Below are 16542 nucleotides of genomic sequence, written 5' to 3'. Positions count from 1 at the left end.
GCAGGGAGGTCTATATCCAGGCCTCCTACAACCCGATCATGGATCTCAACGGCAAGCCGTTCAAGGTCGTGAAATATGCGACCGACGTCACGAAGCAGGTGCTGGTCCGCATGGGCAACGAGCGAGTCCGCGGCATGATGGAATCGGTCGCCGCCGGATCGGAAGAGCTGAACGCCTCGGTGCGGGAGATTTCCGAGGCCATGACCAAATCGCGGGAGACTGCGATGAGCGCGGTGGAGCAGGTCGCTTCCGCCGACGCGCAGGCCCAGCGCCTCACCGAGGCAGCCCAGGCGATGAGCGGCATCGTCGAGCTCATCAACAACATCACGGGCCAGATCAACCTGCTGGCGCTCAACGCCACGATCGAATCCGCCCGCGCCGGCGAAGCCGGCCGCGGCTTCGCCGTGGTCGCTTCCGAAGTGAAGAGCCTCGCCAACCAGGCCAAGCAGGCCACTGACAAGATCGGCGCGGAGATCGGCAGCCTCAACGGCATCTCCGGTGACGTCGTCAGCGCGCTCGGCTCGATCAAGCAGGCGATCACAAGTGTCAGCGAATATGTGACGTCGACTGCGGCCGCCGTCGAGGAGCAGAGCACGGTAACGAACGAGATGTCGAACAGCATGCAGCGCGCAGCGGCGGAAGCGGCGGCGATCGCGGCAAGGGCGTAAGCCGGGATCGTCACTGCTTCGGCAGCTTGGCCTTCAACGCATACAGCGCCTCCAGCGCTTCGCGCGGGGACATCTCGTCCGGATGCAGCGCCTTCACCGCGTCCATCAGCAGTTCGGCTTCGCTCGGCGGTGCGGCTTCCGCGGCGGCGCGTGAGGGCACGGCGAACAGGGGCAGATCGTCGGCGAGGGCGCGCGCGGTCTGGCCGCGGTCCTGGGCTTCCAGCTTCGCCAATACCGATTTGGCGCGCGTGATCACGGCCGGCGGCAGGCCCGCGAGCTTGGCGACCTGGATGCCGTAGGAGCGATCGGCCGAACCCGGCAATACCTCGTGCAGGAACACGACGTTGCCCTGCCATTCCTTCACCCGCACGGTCGCGTTGAACATCCGCGGCAGTTTTGCGGAGAGCGCGGTCAGTTCGTGATAGTGCGTGGCGAACAGCGTGCGGCAACGGTTGCTCTCGTGCAGGTGCTCGATCGCGGCCCAGGCGATCGAGAGACCGTCGAAGGTCGCGGTGCCGCGGCCGATTTCATCGAGGATCACGAGCGCGCGCTCGCCGGCCTGGTTGAGGATCGCGGCCGTCTCGACCATCTCGACCATGAAGGTGGAACGGCCGCGGGCGAGATCGTCGGCAGCGCCGACACGCGAGAACAGGCGGTCGATGATGCCGATCCGCGCGCGTGTCGCCGGCACGAAGCTGCCGATCTGGGCGAGCAACGCAATCAGCGCGTTCTGGCGCAGGAAGGTCGATTTACCGGCCATGTTTGGGCCGGTCAGCAACCAGAGCTGGCCGGACTTTTGCGCAGGGCCCGGCGAGAGGTCGCAGGCATTGGCGATGAACGGCTCGCCATTGCGCTTCAAGGCCTGCTCGACCACCGGATGGCGGCCGGCCTCGATGGCGAAGCCCAGAGACGAATCCACCTCGGGCCGCACATAGTTCTCGTCGATTGCCAGCTTTGCCAGCGACGTCGCGACGTCGAGCAGCGCAAAGGCGTGGGCGGCGGCGCGCAGCTCCTCGCTGATTGCCAAAGCCTTGGCGCAGAGCCGCTCGAAAATTTCGAGCTCGAGCCCGAGTGCGCGGTCGCCGGCATTGGCGATCTTGGCTTCGATCTCTCCAAGCTCCGAGGTGGTGAAGCGGACTTGGCCGGCCAGCGTCTGACGGTGGATGAAGGTTGCGTTCAGCGGCGCCGACATCAGCTTGTCGCCGTGCTGCGCGGTGACCTCGACGAAATAGCCGAGCACGTTGTTGTGCCGGATCTTGAGACCCTTCACACCCGTGTTGTCGGCGTAGCGCGCCTGCATCGAGGCCACCACCAGGCGCGAGGCGTCGCGCAGGTTTCGCGTTTCGTCCAGCGCCGGCTCATAGCCCTGGCGAACGAAGCCGCCGTCGCGCTTGATCAGCGGCAGTTGATTGTCGAGCGCCCTGGCGAATTCCGCCGCGAGCTCGCGCGATGGCCTTTGCAGCGCCGCCATCACCACGGCGATCTCCTGCGGCGGCTGGTCGAGTTCGCCGAGCCGCGCCAGCACCTGGTCGGCGGCGATGATGCCGTCGCGCAGGCCGGCGAGGTCGCGCGGCCCGCCGCGGCCGACGGATATACGGGCCAGCGCCCGCGACATGTCAGGGGCGCCGCGCAGGATGCTGCGGATGTCCTCGCGCGCGGCCGAGTCGGCAACGAAGCTGCCGACGGCATCGAGCCGCCGCGCAATCGCCGCCGCATCGGTCAGCGGCGCGGCAAGCCGCTGTGCCAGCAGGCGCGAGCCGGCTGAGGTCACCGTGCAGTCGATCGCATCGAGCAGCGAGCCGCGGCGTTCTCCGGCCAGCGTCCGCGTCAGTTCGAGATTGGCGCGGGTGGCGGGATCGATCGCCATGGTCGCACCCGAGGCTTCGCGCGCAGGCGGCGACAGCGGCGGATGTTTGCCGACCTGGGTGCGGTCAACATAGGTGACGGCGGCGGCGGCGGCAGTGGCTTCCAGCCGCGTGAGCTGGGACAGTCCGTCCATGGTCGCGACGGCAAAATAGTCGCACAGCCGCTTCTCGGCGGTGGCGCCGTCGAAGACGTCGCGGGTCAGCGGCGTCACCGCCGGCAGCTCGCGCAGGGTCTGTCCGAGCTCGCTATCGTTATAGAGCGCGTCGGTGACGATCACCTCGTTCGGATTGATGCGCGCCAGCGTCGCGGCGAGTTCGCCGCCCGAACATTCCGTCACCGTGAATTCGGCGGTCGAGATGTCGATCCAGGCGAGGCCAAAGCGGTCGCCACCCGCTGATGAGCGCGCGCGCGCGAGCGCCAGAAGGTAATTGTTGGCGCGCGCGTCGAGCAGCGTGTCCTCGGTCAGCGTGCCCGGCGTGACCAGGCGCACCACGCCGCGGCGCACGACGCTCTTGTTGCCGCGCGCCCTGGCGGCGGCGGGATCCTCGGTCTGCTCGCACACCGCGACCCGGTGGCCGGCGGTGATAAGGCGATGCAGATAGTCCTCGGAACGCTCGACCGGCACGCCGCACATCGGGATATCGGCGCCTTGATGCTTGCCGCGCTTGGTCAGGACGATGCCGAGTGTCCTGGAGGCGATCTCGGCGTCCTCGAAGAACAGCTCGTAAAAGTCGCCCATCCGGTAGAACAGCAGGAGGCCCTGATGCGCCGCCTTGATTTCAAGGTACTGTTCCATCATCGGCGTGACGCGCGCGGCAGCTTCCGCCTGCGGCGCGGGCGTATCGTCGGGGGGCGGTACAGGGATCGGTTGTTGCATTGTCATGGGCGGCGCAACCTACAAAATTTCACCCCGCGCTCCTATCGCTTTGGCCGGCGAGGGGAGGTTTTCCACGTTGTCCGCACCGCGGCATGCGCAACTCGCGTGCGCACCCCTCGGAACAAGCGCGTATCGGTCAATTGACCTGCCGCAGGCGCCCTCCTAAAACTCCGTCGACATTGAAGAATTTAGGCCGGATCGCGGCATTCAGGGAGAACAACGATGCGTGACGTCTTTATCTGCGATGCCGTGCGGACCCCGATCGGCCGTTTTGGCGGCTCGCTCGCCAAGGTGCGTGCCGACGACCTTGCGGCGGCCCCGATCAAGGCGCTGATGGCCAAGCACCCCAATCTCGATTGGGCGCAGGTTGACGAGGTCTTCTTCGGCTGTGCCAACCAGGCCGGCGAAGACAACCGCAACGTGGCACGCATGGCGCTCCTGCTGGCGGGCCTGCCGGATTCGGTTCCGGGCCAGACCCTGAACCGCCTCTGTGCCTCCGGCCTCGATGCGGTCGGTGCCGCCGGCCGTGCTATCCGTTCCGGCGAGATCGAGCTTGCGATTGCCGGCGGCGTCGAATCCATGACGCGCGCGCCCTTCGTGATGGGCAAGGCGCAGGAAGCGTTCTCGCGCTCGGCTGAGATATTCGACACCACGATCGGCTGGCGCTTCATCAATCCGCTGCTGAAGGCGCAGTATGGCGTCGACGCGATGCCCGAGACCGGCGAGAACGTCGCCGAGGAATTCCAGGTCTCGCGCGCCGATCAAGACGCCTTCGCGATCCGCTCGCAGCAGCGCGCGGGCGCCGCGATCGCGGCCGGCTATTTCGCCGAAGAAATCATCCCGATCACCATTCCCGGCGGCAAGGCCGGCCCTGTTACCGTCGACAAGGACGAGCATCCGCGCCCCGAGACCACGCTCGAAGCCCTGACGAAGCTCAGGCCGATCGTGCGCAATCCCGGCACGGTGACCGCCGGCAACGCCTCCGGCGTCAATGACGGTGCCGCCGCGATGATCCTGGCGTCCGAGGCTGCCGTGAAGAAGCACGGCCTGACGCCGCGCGCGCGCATCCTCGGCCTCGCTTCGGCCGGCGTGCCGCCGCGCATCATGGGCATCGGCCCGGTGCCCGCCACCCGCAAGCTGATGGAGCGTCTCGGCAAGAAGATCAGTGATTTCGACCTGATCGAGCTCAACGAGGCCTTCGCCTCGCAGGGTATCGCCTGCATGCGCCAGCTCGGCGTTGCCGACGATGCCGATTTCGTCAATCCGCATGGCGGCGCGATCGCGCTCGGTCATCCCCTCGGCATGAGCGGCGCGCGCCTCGCGCTCACGGCGGTGCACGGCATGGAAAAGCGCGGCGGCAAACTGGCGCTCGCCACCATGTGCGTCGGCGTCGGTCAGGGCGTGGCTGTCGCGATCGAGAAGCTGAACTGACGGGACAGCGTCCCGTCATCCCGGAGCCGCTCGTTAGAGCGGACTCCGGGATCTCGAGATTCCGGGTTCAGCCCTGTCGGGCTGCCCCGGAACGGCAGGGAGAAAGTAGCCCATGATCATCGCGCGCGAGCAGGACGTCACGGCCGCGGCATTGGCGGTGATGGAGCAGACATCCGATCCCCGGCTGCGCCAGATCATGGTCTCCCTGGTCAAGCATCTGCACGGTTTTGTTCGCGACGTTCGCCTGACCGAGAAGGAATTCCGCGACGCCGCGGCTGTTATCGCCGAACTCGGCAAGCTCTCGACCGACACGCATAACGAGGTCGTGCTGTTGGCAGGCTCGCTCGGCGTCTCGTCGCTGGTGTGCCTGCTGAACAATGGCGATCAGGGCAACACGGAAACCGACCAGTCGCTGCTCGGGCCGTTCTGGCGGCTGAATTCGCCGCGGGTGGAAAATGGCGGATCGATCGTCCGCTCCGAGACGCCGGGCGCGCCGCTGTTCGTCAACGGCCGCGTTGTGGACAAGGACGGCCGTCCCGTCGCCGGCGCCGAGGTCGACGTCTGGCACGCGTCGCCGGTTGGTCTCTATGAAAACCAGGACCCCGAGCAGGCCGACATGAACCTGCGCGGCAAGTTTACGACCGACCAGGACGGAGGCTTCTCTTTCCGCTCCGTGATGATGATCGGCTATCCCATTCCGACCGACGGCGTGGTCGGCCGCCTCCTGGAGGCGCAGAGCCGGCATCCCTATCGTCCCGCGCACCTGCACGCGTTGGTCTTCAAGCCCGGATTCAAGGTGTTGATCTCGCAGGTCTACGACCCCGCCGATCCGCATATCGATAGCGACGTGCAGTTCGGCGTGACGAAGGCACTGGTCGGCAAGTTCCTGCGCCATGACACGCCGCATCCGACCGGGCGCGACGTCGCGACGCCCTGGTATTCGCTCGACCATGTCTACCGGCTCGAAGCCGGCGAGGCCGTCCTGCCGCGTCCGCCGATCAAATAGGGCTCAAAGTCGCTTCCCCCAATTAGTTATATCCTATAATGATTGGCGGAAGCGTTGACCGGTCGGAAAAGGGCCGGGGAGGAGTTCGCCAATGACATTCATCTATCCCGTCGACAGCAACGCGGCGCATCCGCTGCCGCTGTCGCCCGAGTACAAGAGTTCGATCAAGCGCGCGCCGAGCAAGCCCTTGATCCCGATGCGCCATACGCTGTCGGAGCTGACCGGACCGGTCTACGGCCACGAGACCGTGCGCGAGGGCGACAATGACCTCACCACCCAGCACACCGGCGAGCCGCTCGGCGAACGCATCATTGTGCACGGCCATGTGCGCGACGAGGATGGCCGCGGCGTGTCGAACTCGCTGGTCGAGATCTGGCAGGCCAATTCCTGCGGGCGCTACGTCCACGTCCGCGACCAGCATCCGGCGCCGCTCGATCCCAACTTTACGGGCGCCGGTCGTACCGTGAGCGACGCCTCCGGTTACTATCGCTTTGTCACGATCAAGCCTGGCGCCTATCCCTGGGGCAACCATCACAACGCCTGGCGTCCCGCACACATCCATCTCTCGGTGTTCGGCCATTCCTTCGTCACGCGTCTCGTGACGCAGATGTATTTCCCGGCCGATCCGCTATTCCCGTTCGATCCGATCTTCAATTCGGTGCCGGACGAGAAGGCGCGGGCGCGGATGGTGTCGTCGTTCGATCTCGAGAACACCCAGCCTGAATGGGCGCTGTGCTACCGCTTTGACATCGTGCTGCGCGGCAAGAACGCCACCCCTATGGAGAACCATTAAGTGCAGGACAATGGGATCACGCCGTCGCAGACCGTCGGCCCGTTCTTCAAATACGGCCTGACGCCGACCGGCGAGTACGCCTGGAACGATGCGTTCACCAACTCGACACTGACGCCCGACGTCACCGGCGATCGCGTCCGGATCGAGGGCCGCGTGTTCGACGGCGATGGCGTCGCCGTGCCCGATGTCATGCTGGAGATCTGGCAGGCCGATGCGCAGGGGCGCTTCGCCGATCCGCAGGACAAACGCGCGCTGCCGAATGCGAGCTTCCGTGGCTTTGCCCGCTGCGGCACCGACAAGGACGGCTATTATTCCTTTGAAACCATCAAGCCGGGCGCGGTTCCCGATCCCGACGGCAAGCCGCAGGCACCGCATATCCTGCTTGCGGTGTTTGGTCGCGGCATGCTGCGGCATCTCTATACCCGCATCTACTTCGGCGACGAGGCCGGCAATGCCGCCGATCCCGTCCTGGCGGTGGTGCCCGCCGACCGTCGCGCTACGCTGACGGCAGTGCGGGAGGCCGGCAAGCCGGTGTACCGGCTCGACCTGCGGCTTCAGGGCGACAACGAAACGGTGTTTTTCGACGTGTGACGCGACGGGACTTGGCGACGCTTTTGTTGTGATGCCCGGGCCCGTCCCCGGGCATTCCCTTCTCGGCGAGCAAATCACCGGTATTTTGGTATCGAGCATTTGCGACGCAGCCTAGCGACCTCCGGCATCGTACGGAGACTTTCGTGCCGGATTCCGACAGCGCAATTCAATCTCTGTTGAGGCCAACCCGATATGAGTTGAGCAACTCATGCTCGGGTAATTTCATGAAGCGTCTGTCGATCTCCTCGGCCATCATCGCATTCGGTGGTCTGCTCGTGCTCGGCTTCGCGGCCGTCGTCGCCAGCGGCAACTACGCGCTGCGCGAACTCAAAATTGGCGGACCGCTCTATTCCGACATCAAGCTCGGCAACGATCTCATTGCAGACATCCTGCCGCCGCCGGCCTATGTGCTCGAAGCCTATCTCGAAGCAACATTGGCGATGCACGAGCCGGATCAACTTACCGCTCATGGCGAGCGGCTAGTTCAGCTCCGCAAAGACTATGAGGACCGCAAGACGTTCTGGAGCGGCTCGAGTCTTTCCCCGGACCTGAAGACCGCGCTGGTCGCGAAATCGGATGCCGAGGTGCAGAAGTTCTGGAAGCTCGTCTCGGATCAGCTCCTGCCGGCGCTGAAAGGCAAGGATGGAGCCGCCGCCGAGCGCGCCTACGCCCAACTCAAAGATACGTACGCCGTGCACCGCGGCGTTATCGACGGTATCGTCGAGGGCGCCAACAAGAAGAACGCGGACATGGAGAAGCTTGCCGCCGATCGCGACGCCTCGATCTCCTATGTTGTGTGGGGCGTGTCCGCTGCCGTGCTCGCGCTGATCGCGGGTGGTCTTGCCTTCGTCGCTCTCGGGGTCGTCCGTCCGATCGTCCGAATGACCGGCGCCATGCAGCAGCTCGCGACCGGAGATCTCACGGCGGAGGTGCCCTATGCTGATCGTCGCGATGAAGTCGGCTCGATGGCGAGCGCACTCGCGGTTTTCAAGCAGGGCGCGCTGGACAATGCCAAGCTGCGTGAGGAACAACTCCGCGTCGAAGAGCAGTCCGCCGTTGCCAAGCGCTCTGCGCTGCTCGGCATGGCCGAGACCGTTGAACGCGAAACCGGGGCTTCTGTCGCAACCGCCGCCGGCGCGGTGCAAGGCGTGGAGCGGGCCGCGTCGAATTTGTCAGAGATCGCCCACGGTCTGTCGACGGAATCGCAGGCCGTCGCGGCTGCCTCCGAGCAGGCGTTGGCCAGCGCGGAAACCGTCTCCTCAGCCGCCGAAGAACTCACCGCCTCGATCCGCGAGATCACAAGCCAGCTTGCGCGCGCAAGCCAGGTGACAAAATCGGCCGTCGCGGGCCGCGAGCAGGCGCGTGCGACCATCCACGCCCTGTCAGGCTCGGTGAAGAAGATCGCCGATGTCTCCGACCTCATCGGCGGCATCGCCGGCCAGACCAATCTGCTGGCGCTGAACGCCACGATCGAGGCGGCACGTGCCGGCGACGCCGGACGCGGCTTTGCGGTGGTCGCCGCCGAGGTCAAGTCGCTGTCCAACCAGACCGCCAAATCGACCGAGGAGATCGCGCGCCTGATCGCCGAGATTCAAGGCTCGACCGACGCCGCCGTGGCCGCCGTCGAAGAGATGGGCGGCCATATCGTCGAGATCGACGGTGTCGCGACCTCGGTCGCGGCCGCGATGGAGGAGCAGGATGCCGCAACGCGCGAGATCGCGCGCTCGATCTCTGAATCGGCATCTGCTGCCAAGCAAGTTTCCGCCAAGATTGCGCATGTGAGCCGCGATGCCGATTCCGTCAATCAGCGTGCGTCCGAGATGCGTCAGGGAATCTCAAGCGTATCGTCGAACCTCGCGTCACTGCAGACCATCCTGGTTCGGACGGTGCGCGGTTCGACAACTGAAGTCGATCGACGTTCGAGCCCGCGCTACCCAACCGATTTGGAAGTCTCGGTGACCGACGGCGCGCGGGCCGTTCATGCGACGAGACTGGTAGATATATCGGACGGCGGCGCCTGGCTCCGTTGCGCGCCCCAGATCAAGGTCGGCGAAACCGGTGTGTTGCGAATCAAGAGCCTCGCGCTGCCCTTGCCGTTCGGTGTGCGCTCCCATGACGGCGAGGCCGCGCATGTTGCCTTCACGCTGGATGCCGGTCAGAAGGCCGACTTTTCCGGCTGGTTGGCACGCAATTTCGGCGCGGCCGCGGCAGCCTGAGTGCAAGACACGGTTCACGGTCTGGCCGGCGAGCCGCAGCCTGCGTGGTCGATGTAAGGATTCTCTTACGGCCATGCGTCAGCTTGGCTGACTCAAAAACGATAATTCGACGCTCCCGCCCGTACAATTGCGGAGTTTTCCTCACGACGACGTCCGGCGCTGCAATTCCGTATTTACCGTATTGATCTAAGATCCCCACGGATTTCAAGCGTGCCCGGGATTTTTCATGAAAATTCGCCTGTCGTTATCCTCCGCGATTGTCGCGTTTGGAATCGTTCTGGCCATCGGTTTCACCGCCGTGGTCGCCACCAGCCTCTACGCCTTGAAAGAGCTCAAGGTCGGCGGCCCGCTCTATTCCGACATCAAGCTGGGCAACGATCTCATCGCCGACATCCTGCCGCCGCCGGAATATGTGATCGAGGCCTACCTCGAGGCCACTCTCGCAATGCGCGAGCCCGACCAGCTGGCGGCCCATGGCGAACGCCTGGTCCAGCTCCGCAAGGACTACGACGAGCGCAAGGCATTCTGGGTCACCTCCAGTCTCTCGGCCGACCTGAAGACGGCCCTGGTGTCGAAATCCGACGCCGAGGTGCAGAAGTTCTGGAAGCTGTTGTCCGACCAGCTCCTGCCCGCCCTCAAGGCCAAGGACACGCCCGCCTCCGAGCGCGCCTACGCGCAGCTCAAGGACGCCTACACCGCGCATCGCGCCGTCATCGACAGCATTGTCGAGAGCGCCAACAAGCAGAATGCCGACATGGAGAAGCTGGCCGCGGACCGCGACAGCTCCATGCTTTATATCCTCCTCGGCGTTGCCGCCGCCGTCCTCACCTTCACTGCGGCGGGCTTGCTCGGCGTCGCCCTCGGCGTGGTCCGCCCGATCGTGCGCATGACCGGCGCGATGCAAAAGCTCGCGACCGGCGATCTCGCCGCCGACATCCCTTTCGCGCACCGCCAGGACGAGGTCGGCTCGATGGCGGGTGCGCTCCTGGTGTTCAAGCAGTCCGCGGTCGAGAATTCCCGCCTGCGCGAGGAGCAGTTGCAGAAGGAGCAGGAGGCGGCGCTCGCCAAGCGCGGCGCCCTGCACCAGATGGCCGAAACCGTCGAGCGCGAGACCGGCCGCTCGGTCGACACCGCGAGCGCGGCGACGCAAGGCGTGGAGCGTGCCGCCTCCAGTCTGTCCGACATCGCAAGGTCGCTCTCGACACAGTCGCAAGCGGTTGCAGCCGCCTCCACCCAGGCCCTGGCCAGCTCGCAGACCGTCTCGGCCGCGGCCGAAGAACTCAGTGCTTCGATCCGCGAGATCGCAGCCCAGGTCGCGCGGACCAGCACGGTTACAAAATCGGCGGTCGCCGGTCGGGAACAGGCGCGCTCGACCATCCAGGCGCTGGCCGGATCGGTGAAGAAGATCGCCGAGGTCTCCGACCTCATCGGCGGCATCGCCGGCCAGACCAATCTGCTGGCACTCAACGCCACGATCGAGGCGGCGCGCGCCGGGGAAGCCGGCCGTGGCTTCGCGGTGGTCGCGGCCGAAGTGAAATCCCTGTCCGACCAGACCGCCAAATCCACCGAGGAAATCGCGCGGCTGATTGCCGAGATCCAGGCCTCGACGCAGGCCGCGGTCGGCGCCGTCGAAACCATGGGAGGCCACATCGTCGAGATCGACGGCGTTGCCACCTCGGTTGCCGCCGCGATGGAAGAACAGGATGCCGCGACGAGAGAGATCTCGCGGTCGATCTCCGAATCGGCTTCCGCGGCCAAGGAGGTCTCGGCCAAGATCGGCGATGTCAGCCGCGACGCCGCCTCCGTGAACGAGCGCGCCGCGGAGGTCAGGCAGGCGATCGCCGGCATGGCGGCCAATCTCGAACAGCTCCGGTCGGTTGTCGTCAGGACTGTGCGCGACTCAACCGCCGCGGCTTGAGCCGGGGCTGCTGAGGCCGCTGGCGCCCGGCAGCGCGGTTGTGCAGAATGGAGCAACGCGACGGGGGTCGGGCGCTCATGACAGATATACGATTGCCGGAGGTGGCGGACGCGGCAAATCTCACCGCGGCGCTGCGCAAGGCCGGCGTACTGGACGCCGGTGCCGTGCGCGAGGTCAAGGTCCTGCATGAGCGCGACACGGTCGTGTCGCATATCACCCGACTCGGTCTGCGCTATGTCGGGGAATCCGCCGGCTCGCCGCAGTCTCTGATTCTCAAGACGCCGCATGCCGCGTTCGCCAAGCCGCTGGCGAATGCCGGTCGCCACGAGGTGGCCTACTACAGACAGCTCGCACCCAGAACGCCCGCGCAGTTGGTGCCGCGCTGCTTTGACGGGAATTTCGACGAGGAGAGCCTCGCCTGGCATCTCCTGCTGGAGGATCTCACCGATAGCCACGAGATCGCGACCCAATGGCCGCTGCCGCCATCGCACGGTCAGGCGATGGCCATCGTCGCCGCGCTCGCACGCTGGCACGCGGCGTGGTGGGATCATGCTGGTCTCGGCGAGACCGTCGGGATCTGGGCGAGCACCGACGATACCGCCGAGCATATGGAAACGTTCGCATCCCATTACGACCGGTTCGCTGATCAGCTCGGCGATCGTCTCAGTGAAGAGCGGCGCACGCTCTACCGCCGCTTCATCGATCAGTCCGACAGGTTGTCACTGCGCTACCATTCGCACCGACATCTCACCGTCACCCATGGCGATGCCCATATCTGGAATTTTCTGCTGCCGCGTGCCGGCGTGTCCGACACTGTCCGCATCTTCGACTTCGACCTGTGGGATATCAACGTGCCGACCCACGACCTCGCCTACATGGTGGCGCTGCACTGGTATCCGGAACGCCGGCAGGCGTTCGAACGTCTTCTGCTCAACCATTACCACGACACGCTGATCGCGCACGGCGTCAGCGGCTATACGCGTGGCGCACTCGATCGGGACTATCGCTGGTCGGTGCTCTGGCACATCACCAAGCCGGTCCGGCAATGGAGCATCAACATCCCGCCGGTGATCTGGTGGAATAATCTGGAGCGCGTGATGATGGCGGTCGAGGATCTGGGCTGCGAGGAGCTTTTGGGTTAGGCGGTGCTCCACGCTCGCCGTCGTCCTGGCGAAAGCCAGGACCCATTACCCCAGGGAAAGGTTGTGGTGCGAGGTTGGTAACCACGAGTTACCGCCAAACTCCTCCTTGGGGTAATGGGTCCTGGATCTGCGCTTCGCTTGTCCAGGACGACAGTGAAGGTCTACTCCATCACCGCATGTTCCGGCCCCGCCGCCTGCTTGCGCAGGGTGGCCTTGGTCGAGCCGATCAGCAGGGCGAGCGGGATGGTGCAGAGGATGAAGAACATCACCAGCTCGTAGTCATGCGCGAAGGCGATGATCTGCGCCTGCACGCTGACCATGCGGTCGGCCATGGCGCGGCCGGCGTCGGTGGAGAGATTGATCATGCCGCTGACGCTGGGCATCTGGAGCGCATGGTTGAACGGGTTGATGTGCTCGGACAGGATCGCATAGGTCCGCCGCGTGCCCTGCGTAAGCTGGGCGATGACGACGGAAATGCCCACCGAGCTCGCGACGTTGCGCATCAGGGTCAGCATCGCGGTGCCGTCGGTGCGCAGCTCATTCGACAAGGTCAGAAACGCCACCGTCGATAGCGGCACGAAGACCAGGCCGAAGCCGAAGCCCTGGATGACGCTGACGGTCACGATCTCCGGCACCTGCGTCAAATCAGTCCAGCCGGTCATCTGGAACAGTGAGCCCGCGGTCAGTGTCAGGCCCGTGATGATCAGCGTGCGGGCCTCGACATAACGCATCATGCGGCCGACCAGCATCATGGCGAAGAAGGTGCCGAAGCCGCGGCTCGCCAGCAGCAGGCCCGCGGTGATGATGGGATAGCCGATCACGTTCTGCATGTAGGGCGAGGCCAGCGCCATGGTCGAGAACAGCACGAGGCCCATCACGACCATGAACATGCAGCCGGTGACGAAATTGCGATCCTTGAACAGCGCGAAGCGGATGAACGGCGTCGAGGTCGTGAAGGAGTGCGCAATGAAGAAGTAGAAGGCGACGGCCGAGACGATGAACTCCGCAATGATCTCGCCCGATTCGAGCCAGCCCAATTGCTCGCCGCGGTCGAGCGCGAGCTGAAGCGAGCCGATCGCGACCGCCAGCGCCGCGAAGCCGAACCAGTCGAATCTGAGGCTGAGATCCTTCCGGGTCTCGTCCATGAAGATGATCAGCCCGATCACGGTGATGGCGCCGAACGGCAAATTGACGAAGAACACCCAATGCCAGGAATAAGTCTCGGTCAGCCAGGCGCCGAGCGATGGGCCCATGATCGGCCCCATCATCACGCCCATGCCCCAGATCGACATCGCCTTGGCGCGTTCCTGGAGCGTGTAATAGTCGAGCATTACCGATTGCGACAATGGCACCAGCGCCGCGCCGAACACGCCTTGCAGCAGGCGGAAAAGCACCATCTGGTTGATGTCCTGCGCAAGCCCGCACAGCACCGACGCGAAGGTGAAGCCGGCCGAGCAGATGATGAAGATGCGCTTGCGGCCGAAGCGGTTGGCGATCCAGCCCACCGGCGCCGTCATGATCGCGGCGGCGACGATGTAGGAGGTCAGCACCCAGTTGATCTGGTCCTGCGAGGCCGACAGCGTGCCCTGCATGTAGGGCAGGGCGACGTTGGCAATGGTGGTGTCGAGCGCCTGCATAATCGTTGCCGTCATGGCGCAGATCGTCACCATGTTCCGGCGCAGGCCGGGAACCATAAGGGCGGGATTGGACTCCGCCATAGGGTTAGTCCTTGTCCTGATCTTTGTCCTGGCTCGCGGTCGCCGACAGGCCGAGGAGGCCGGCGAGCGAGCGCTGGTGGCCGGTGTCAATGGTGGCGTAGACGCTCATGCCGGCTTTCAGCTTGCGCACGGATTTGTCGGTCTCGTCGAAATAGATGCGGATCGGCACGCGCTGCACCACCTTGACGAAATTGCCGCTGGCGTTCTGCGGCGGCAGGATCGCGAATTGCGCGCCGGTGCCGGGCGAGAGCGAGCCGATCTTGCCCTTGAAGATATGGTTCGGAAACGCGTCGACCTCGAGCGTGACCGGCTGTCCTTCGGTGACGTAGGTGAGGTCGCTCTCCTTCGGATTGGCGTCGACCCAGGGATGGGCGACGTCGATGATGGAGAACACCGGCGTGCCGGCGGCGACGTAGCGGCCGAGCTGGATCTGCTCGACCTGTGTTGCCACGCCATCCATCGGCGCGCGCAGCACGGTGTGGTCAAGGTTGCGCTGGGCCTCGTCCAGCTTGGCTTTCGCTTGCGCATAGGCCGGGAACTGCTCCAGCGGCAATTCGGGATTGCCGAGCAATTGGGTCCTGGCATTGGAGAGTTGCTGCTTGATGAATTGCGCCTGTGCACCGGCGGTGACCAGTGCATTCGACGCGTTGTCGAGGTCCAGCTGCGAGCCGTAATTATTCTTCACCAGCGCCTGCTTGCGCTCGACGTCGCGCTGCTTCAGGTCGACGCCCTGTTGGGCGAGATTGAGCATGTCGCCGTAGATCTTGATGTTGGCAACGAGATTGTCATAGGTCGTGCGGGCCTGGGCGAGTTGCGCTTTGGCTTCTTCCAGCGTGTGACGGAACGGAGCGGGGTCGATCTCGAACAGCTCGTCGCCGTGCTTGACGATCTGGCCTTCCTTGACGACGACCTTCTGGATTTTGCCGGAGATGTCGGGCGTTACCAGCACCTTCTGCGCGCCGACATAGGCGTCGTCGGTGCCGACATAGCGACCGCCATTGAGATAGAAGGTGAAGCCGGCGACCGCGACGACGACCGGCAGCACGACCAGGAGCAGGACGCGGCGATAGCGGCGCAGGCCGGCCACCAGGCGGCGACGCGGATTGGTGCCGGCTTTCTTGGTGGGCTTGCCGCCGTCGATTTTCTGCTCGGGCTGGAACTTGAGAACCTGATCAGCCATAGCGCTGCTCCTTACGCGCTTGTTCCGCTCCGCTGGTCTGGATCGCGGACCGCACGTTTTCCTTGATTGTTTCGAGTTGGGTGAGGAGGCGATGGGCGTCCGCCGGAGTGATGCCGTCGAGCGCGCTGGCGGTGAGCTCGGACTTCAGCCCGCTCATCCGCCCGAGCAACTGCCGCCCGGCCTTCTTCAGGTACAGCCGCTTGACGCGGCGATCCGAAGGATCGTTGCGTCGCTCGATCCAGTCGCTGTCGCAGAGTTTATCGATCAGGCGCGTCAGCGTGATCGGCTGCACCTCGAGAAGTTCGGCGAGCTCCGACTGCTTCATGCCTTCGCTGCGCTCGACCTTGGCCAGCACCGCCCATTGCGCGCGGGTGATGCCGAAGCGCGAGGCTTCCTTGTCGGCATAAACCCGGAGCAGGCGATGGAGCTCGGCGAGTGTAAACAGGAAATTCTGGTCCACGGGCCCGGGGCTCATGAGCTTGGTCTCCAATAAGCTTGGCATATAATAAGCAAGCTTATGATTATTCCATAGTGGCTTTGCGGGACGCTGTCCCGCAGGCCGAGCATGGCTGATCGCCGCATCGCTGGTCCTGCTTTGGGTTCCCCTTTCGAAATGCTAGAACGCCGGTCGCATGACCCTCGCAAAGCCGGCATTTCCCGCGCCCGACCACGATCACGGCCGCTGCACCGCGGATGCGCTGGCGCATGCCGAGGCCGTCTGCGGAGAGCGCGCGCAGAAATTCACGCCTATACGCCGCCACGTGTTGGGGGCGCTGCTCTCGAGCCACCGGCCGCTTGGCGCTTATGAGGTGATCGACGAACTCGCGAAGTCGATGCCGCGGCCGGCGCCGATCACGGTCTATCGTGCTCTCGATTTCCTGATGGCCAATGGCCTCGTGCACCGCATCGAAAGCCGCAACGCCTATCTCGCCTGCGCCGCTCACGACCACGACGCGACCTCGGCGGTGACGTTCCTGATCTGCGAGCGCTGTGGCCTGGTCGGTGAGATTCCGTCGGCATCTTTCGCCAAGGACCTCAACGCCGCCGCACGCAGCTCAGGCTTCGCTCCCAAATTGTCCGTGGTGGAAATCACGGGCGTCTGCGCGCATTGTCAGAAAGCTGCATAGAGCAACAAC

Annotated in this window: 13 protein-coding genes; 9 read left to right on the top strand and 4 right to left on the bottom strand. The window is 64.9% G+C overall.

Features of this window, described 5'->3' with window-relative positions:
* On the top strand, positions 1-668 hold a 668-nt coding region (locus C7G41_RS04695; protein ID WP_245446446.1), incomplete at its 5' end, for a methyl-accepting chemotaxis protein.
* A 10-nt stretch (positions 669-678) separates the two neighbouring features.
* Here the strand turns inward: C7G41_RS04695 and mutS are convergent.
* On the bottom strand, positions 679-3417 hold the full coding sequence (mutS, locus tag C7G41_RS04690) for a DNA mismatch repair protein MutS (RefSeq protein ID WP_106941431.1): 2739 nt from the start codon (positions 3415-3417) through the stop codon (positions 679-681).
* 216 nt (positions 3418-3633) lie between these two features.
* Between mutS and pcaF the strand changes: the two genes are divergently transcribed.
* The 7 genes from pcaF to C7G41_RS04655 all read left to right on the top strand — a co-directional run bounded on the left by pcaF (position 3634) and on the right by C7G41_RS04655 (position 12508).
* Positions 3634-4842 carry a 3-oxoadipyl-CoA thiolase gene (gene pcaF, locus C7G41_RS04685; RefSeq protein WP_007598148.1) on the top strand — a complete coding sequence of 403 codons (1209 nt, stop codon included), beginning with the start codon at positions 3634-3636 and terminating at the stop codon, positions 4840-4842.
* A 112-nt stretch (positions 4843-4954) separates the two neighbouring features.
* Entirely contained in the window at positions 4955-5848 is an 894-nt protein-coding gene (locus tag C7G41_RS04680) for a dioxygenase (protein ID WP_106941430.1), read from the top strand.
* 91 nt (positions 5849-5939) lie between these two features.
* Positions 5940-6641, top strand: a complete 702-nt coding sequence (pcaH, locus tag C7G41_RS04675; RefSeq protein ID WP_106941429.1) for a protocatechuate 3,4-dioxygenase subunit beta — start codon at positions 5940-5942, stop codon at positions 6639-6641.
* Complete coding sequence (gene pcaG / locus C7G41_RS04670) at positions 6642-7232, top strand: protocatechuate 3,4-dioxygenase subunit alpha (RefSeq protein WP_106941428.1); 591 nt, start codon at positions 6642-6644, stop codon at positions 7230-7232.
* A 224-nt stretch (positions 7233-7456) separates the two neighbouring features.
* Positions 7457-9448, top strand: a complete 1992-nt coding sequence (locus C7G41_RS04665) for a methyl-accepting chemotaxis protein (protein ID WP_106941427.1) — start codon at positions 7457-7459, stop codon at positions 9446-9448.
* Between the two features lie 226 nt (positions 9449-9674).
* On the top strand, positions 9675-11366 hold the full coding sequence (locus C7G41_RS04660) for a methyl-accepting chemotaxis protein (protein ID WP_106941426.1): 1692 nt from the start codon (positions 9675-9677) through the stop codon (positions 11364-11366).
* Positions 11367-11443: 77 nt separating this feature from the next.
* The gene (locus C7G41_RS04655) at positions 11444-12508 is read left to right on the top strand and encodes a phosphotransferase (RefSeq protein ID WP_106941425.1); all 1065 of its coding nucleotides are present in this window, start codon (positions 11444-11446) and stop codon (positions 12506-12508) included.
* Positions 12509-12669: 161 nt separating this feature from the next.
* On the opposite strand, the gene C7G41_RS04650 is transcribed toward C7G41_RS04655, so the two are convergent.
* The 3 genes from C7G41_RS04650 to C7G41_RS04640 are packed head-to-tail and all read right to left on the bottom strand — an operon-like array spanning position 12670 to position 15881.
* On the bottom strand, positions 12670-14226 hold the full coding sequence (locus C7G41_RS04650) for an MDR family MFS transporter (protein ID WP_106941424.1): 1557 nt from the start codon (positions 14224-14226) through the stop codon (positions 12670-12672).
* A 4-nt stretch (positions 14227-14230) separates the two neighbouring features.
* The gene (locus C7G41_RS04645; protein WP_106941423.1) at positions 14231-15406 is read right to left on the bottom strand and encodes an HlyD family secretion protein; all 1176 of its coding nucleotides are present in this window, start codon (positions 15404-15406) and stop codon (positions 14231-14233) included.
* Positions 15399-15881, bottom strand: a complete 483-nt coding sequence (locus tag C7G41_RS04640; protein WP_106941498.1) for a MarR family winged helix-turn-helix transcriptional regulator — start codon at positions 15879-15881, stop codon at positions 15399-15401. Before C7G41_RS04640 ends, C7G41_RS04645 begins: the two co-directional genes overlap by 8 nt.
* Positions 15882-16038: 157 nt before the next feature.
* Between C7G41_RS04640 and C7G41_RS04635 the strand changes: the two genes are divergently transcribed.
* Complete coding sequence (locus C7G41_RS04635; protein WP_007598132.1) at positions 16039-16533, top strand: Fur family transcriptional regulator; 495 nt, start codon at positions 16039-16041, stop codon at positions 16531-16533.
* Positions 16534-16542: the final 9 nt, after the last annotated feature.

Source organism: Bradyrhizobium sp. MOS002, assembly GCF_003020115.1.
Taxonomy (GTDB): Bacteria; Pseudomonadota; Alphaproteobacteria; order Rhizobiales; family Xanthobacteraceae; genus Bradyrhizobium.
This window is presented reverse-complemented; position numbering and strand designations above follow the sequence as displayed.

Coding starts and splice junctions, on each gene's coding strand:
- C7G41_RS04665 (WP_106941427.1), top strand. CDS start 7,457: ATGAAGCGTCTGTCGATCTCCTCGGCCATCATCGCATTCGGTGGTCTG.
- C7G41_RS04640 (WP_106941498.1), bottom strand. CDS start 15,881: ATGAGCCCCGGGCCCGTGGACCAGAATTTCCTGTTTACACTCGCCGAG.
- C7G41_RS04680 (WP_106941430.1), top strand. CDS start 4,955: ATGATCATCGCGCGCGAGCAGGACGTCACGGCCGCGGCATTGGCGGTG.
- pcaH (WP_106941429.1), top strand. CDS start 5,940: ATGACATTCATCTATCCCGTCGACAGCAACGCGGCGCATCCGCTGCCG.
- C7G41_RS04660 (WP_106941426.1), top strand. CDS start 9,675: ATGAAAATTCGCCTGTCGTTATCCTCCGCGATTGTCGCGTTTGGAATC.
- C7G41_RS04655 (WP_106941425.1), top strand. CDS start 11,444: ATGACAGATATACGATTGCCGGAGGTGGCGGACGCGGCAAATCTCACC.
- pcaF (WP_007598148.1), top strand. CDS start 3,634: ATGCGTGACGTCTTTATCTGCGATGCCGTGCGGACCCCGATCGGCCGT.
- mutS (WP_106941431.1), bottom strand. CDS start 3,417: ATGACAATGCAACAACCGATCCCTGTACCGCCCCCCGACGATACGCCC.
- C7G41_RS04650 (WP_106941424.1), bottom strand. CDS start 14,226: ATGGCGGAGTCCAATCCCGCCCTTATGGTTCCCGGCCTGCGCCGGAAC.
- C7G41_RS04645 (WP_106941423.1), bottom strand. CDS start 15,406: ATGGCTGATCAGGTTCTCAAGTTCCAGCCCGAGCAGAAAATCGACGGC.
- C7G41_RS04635 (WP_007598132.1), top strand. CDS start 16,039: ATGACCCTCGCAAAGCCGGCATTTCCCGCGCCCGACCACGATCACGGC.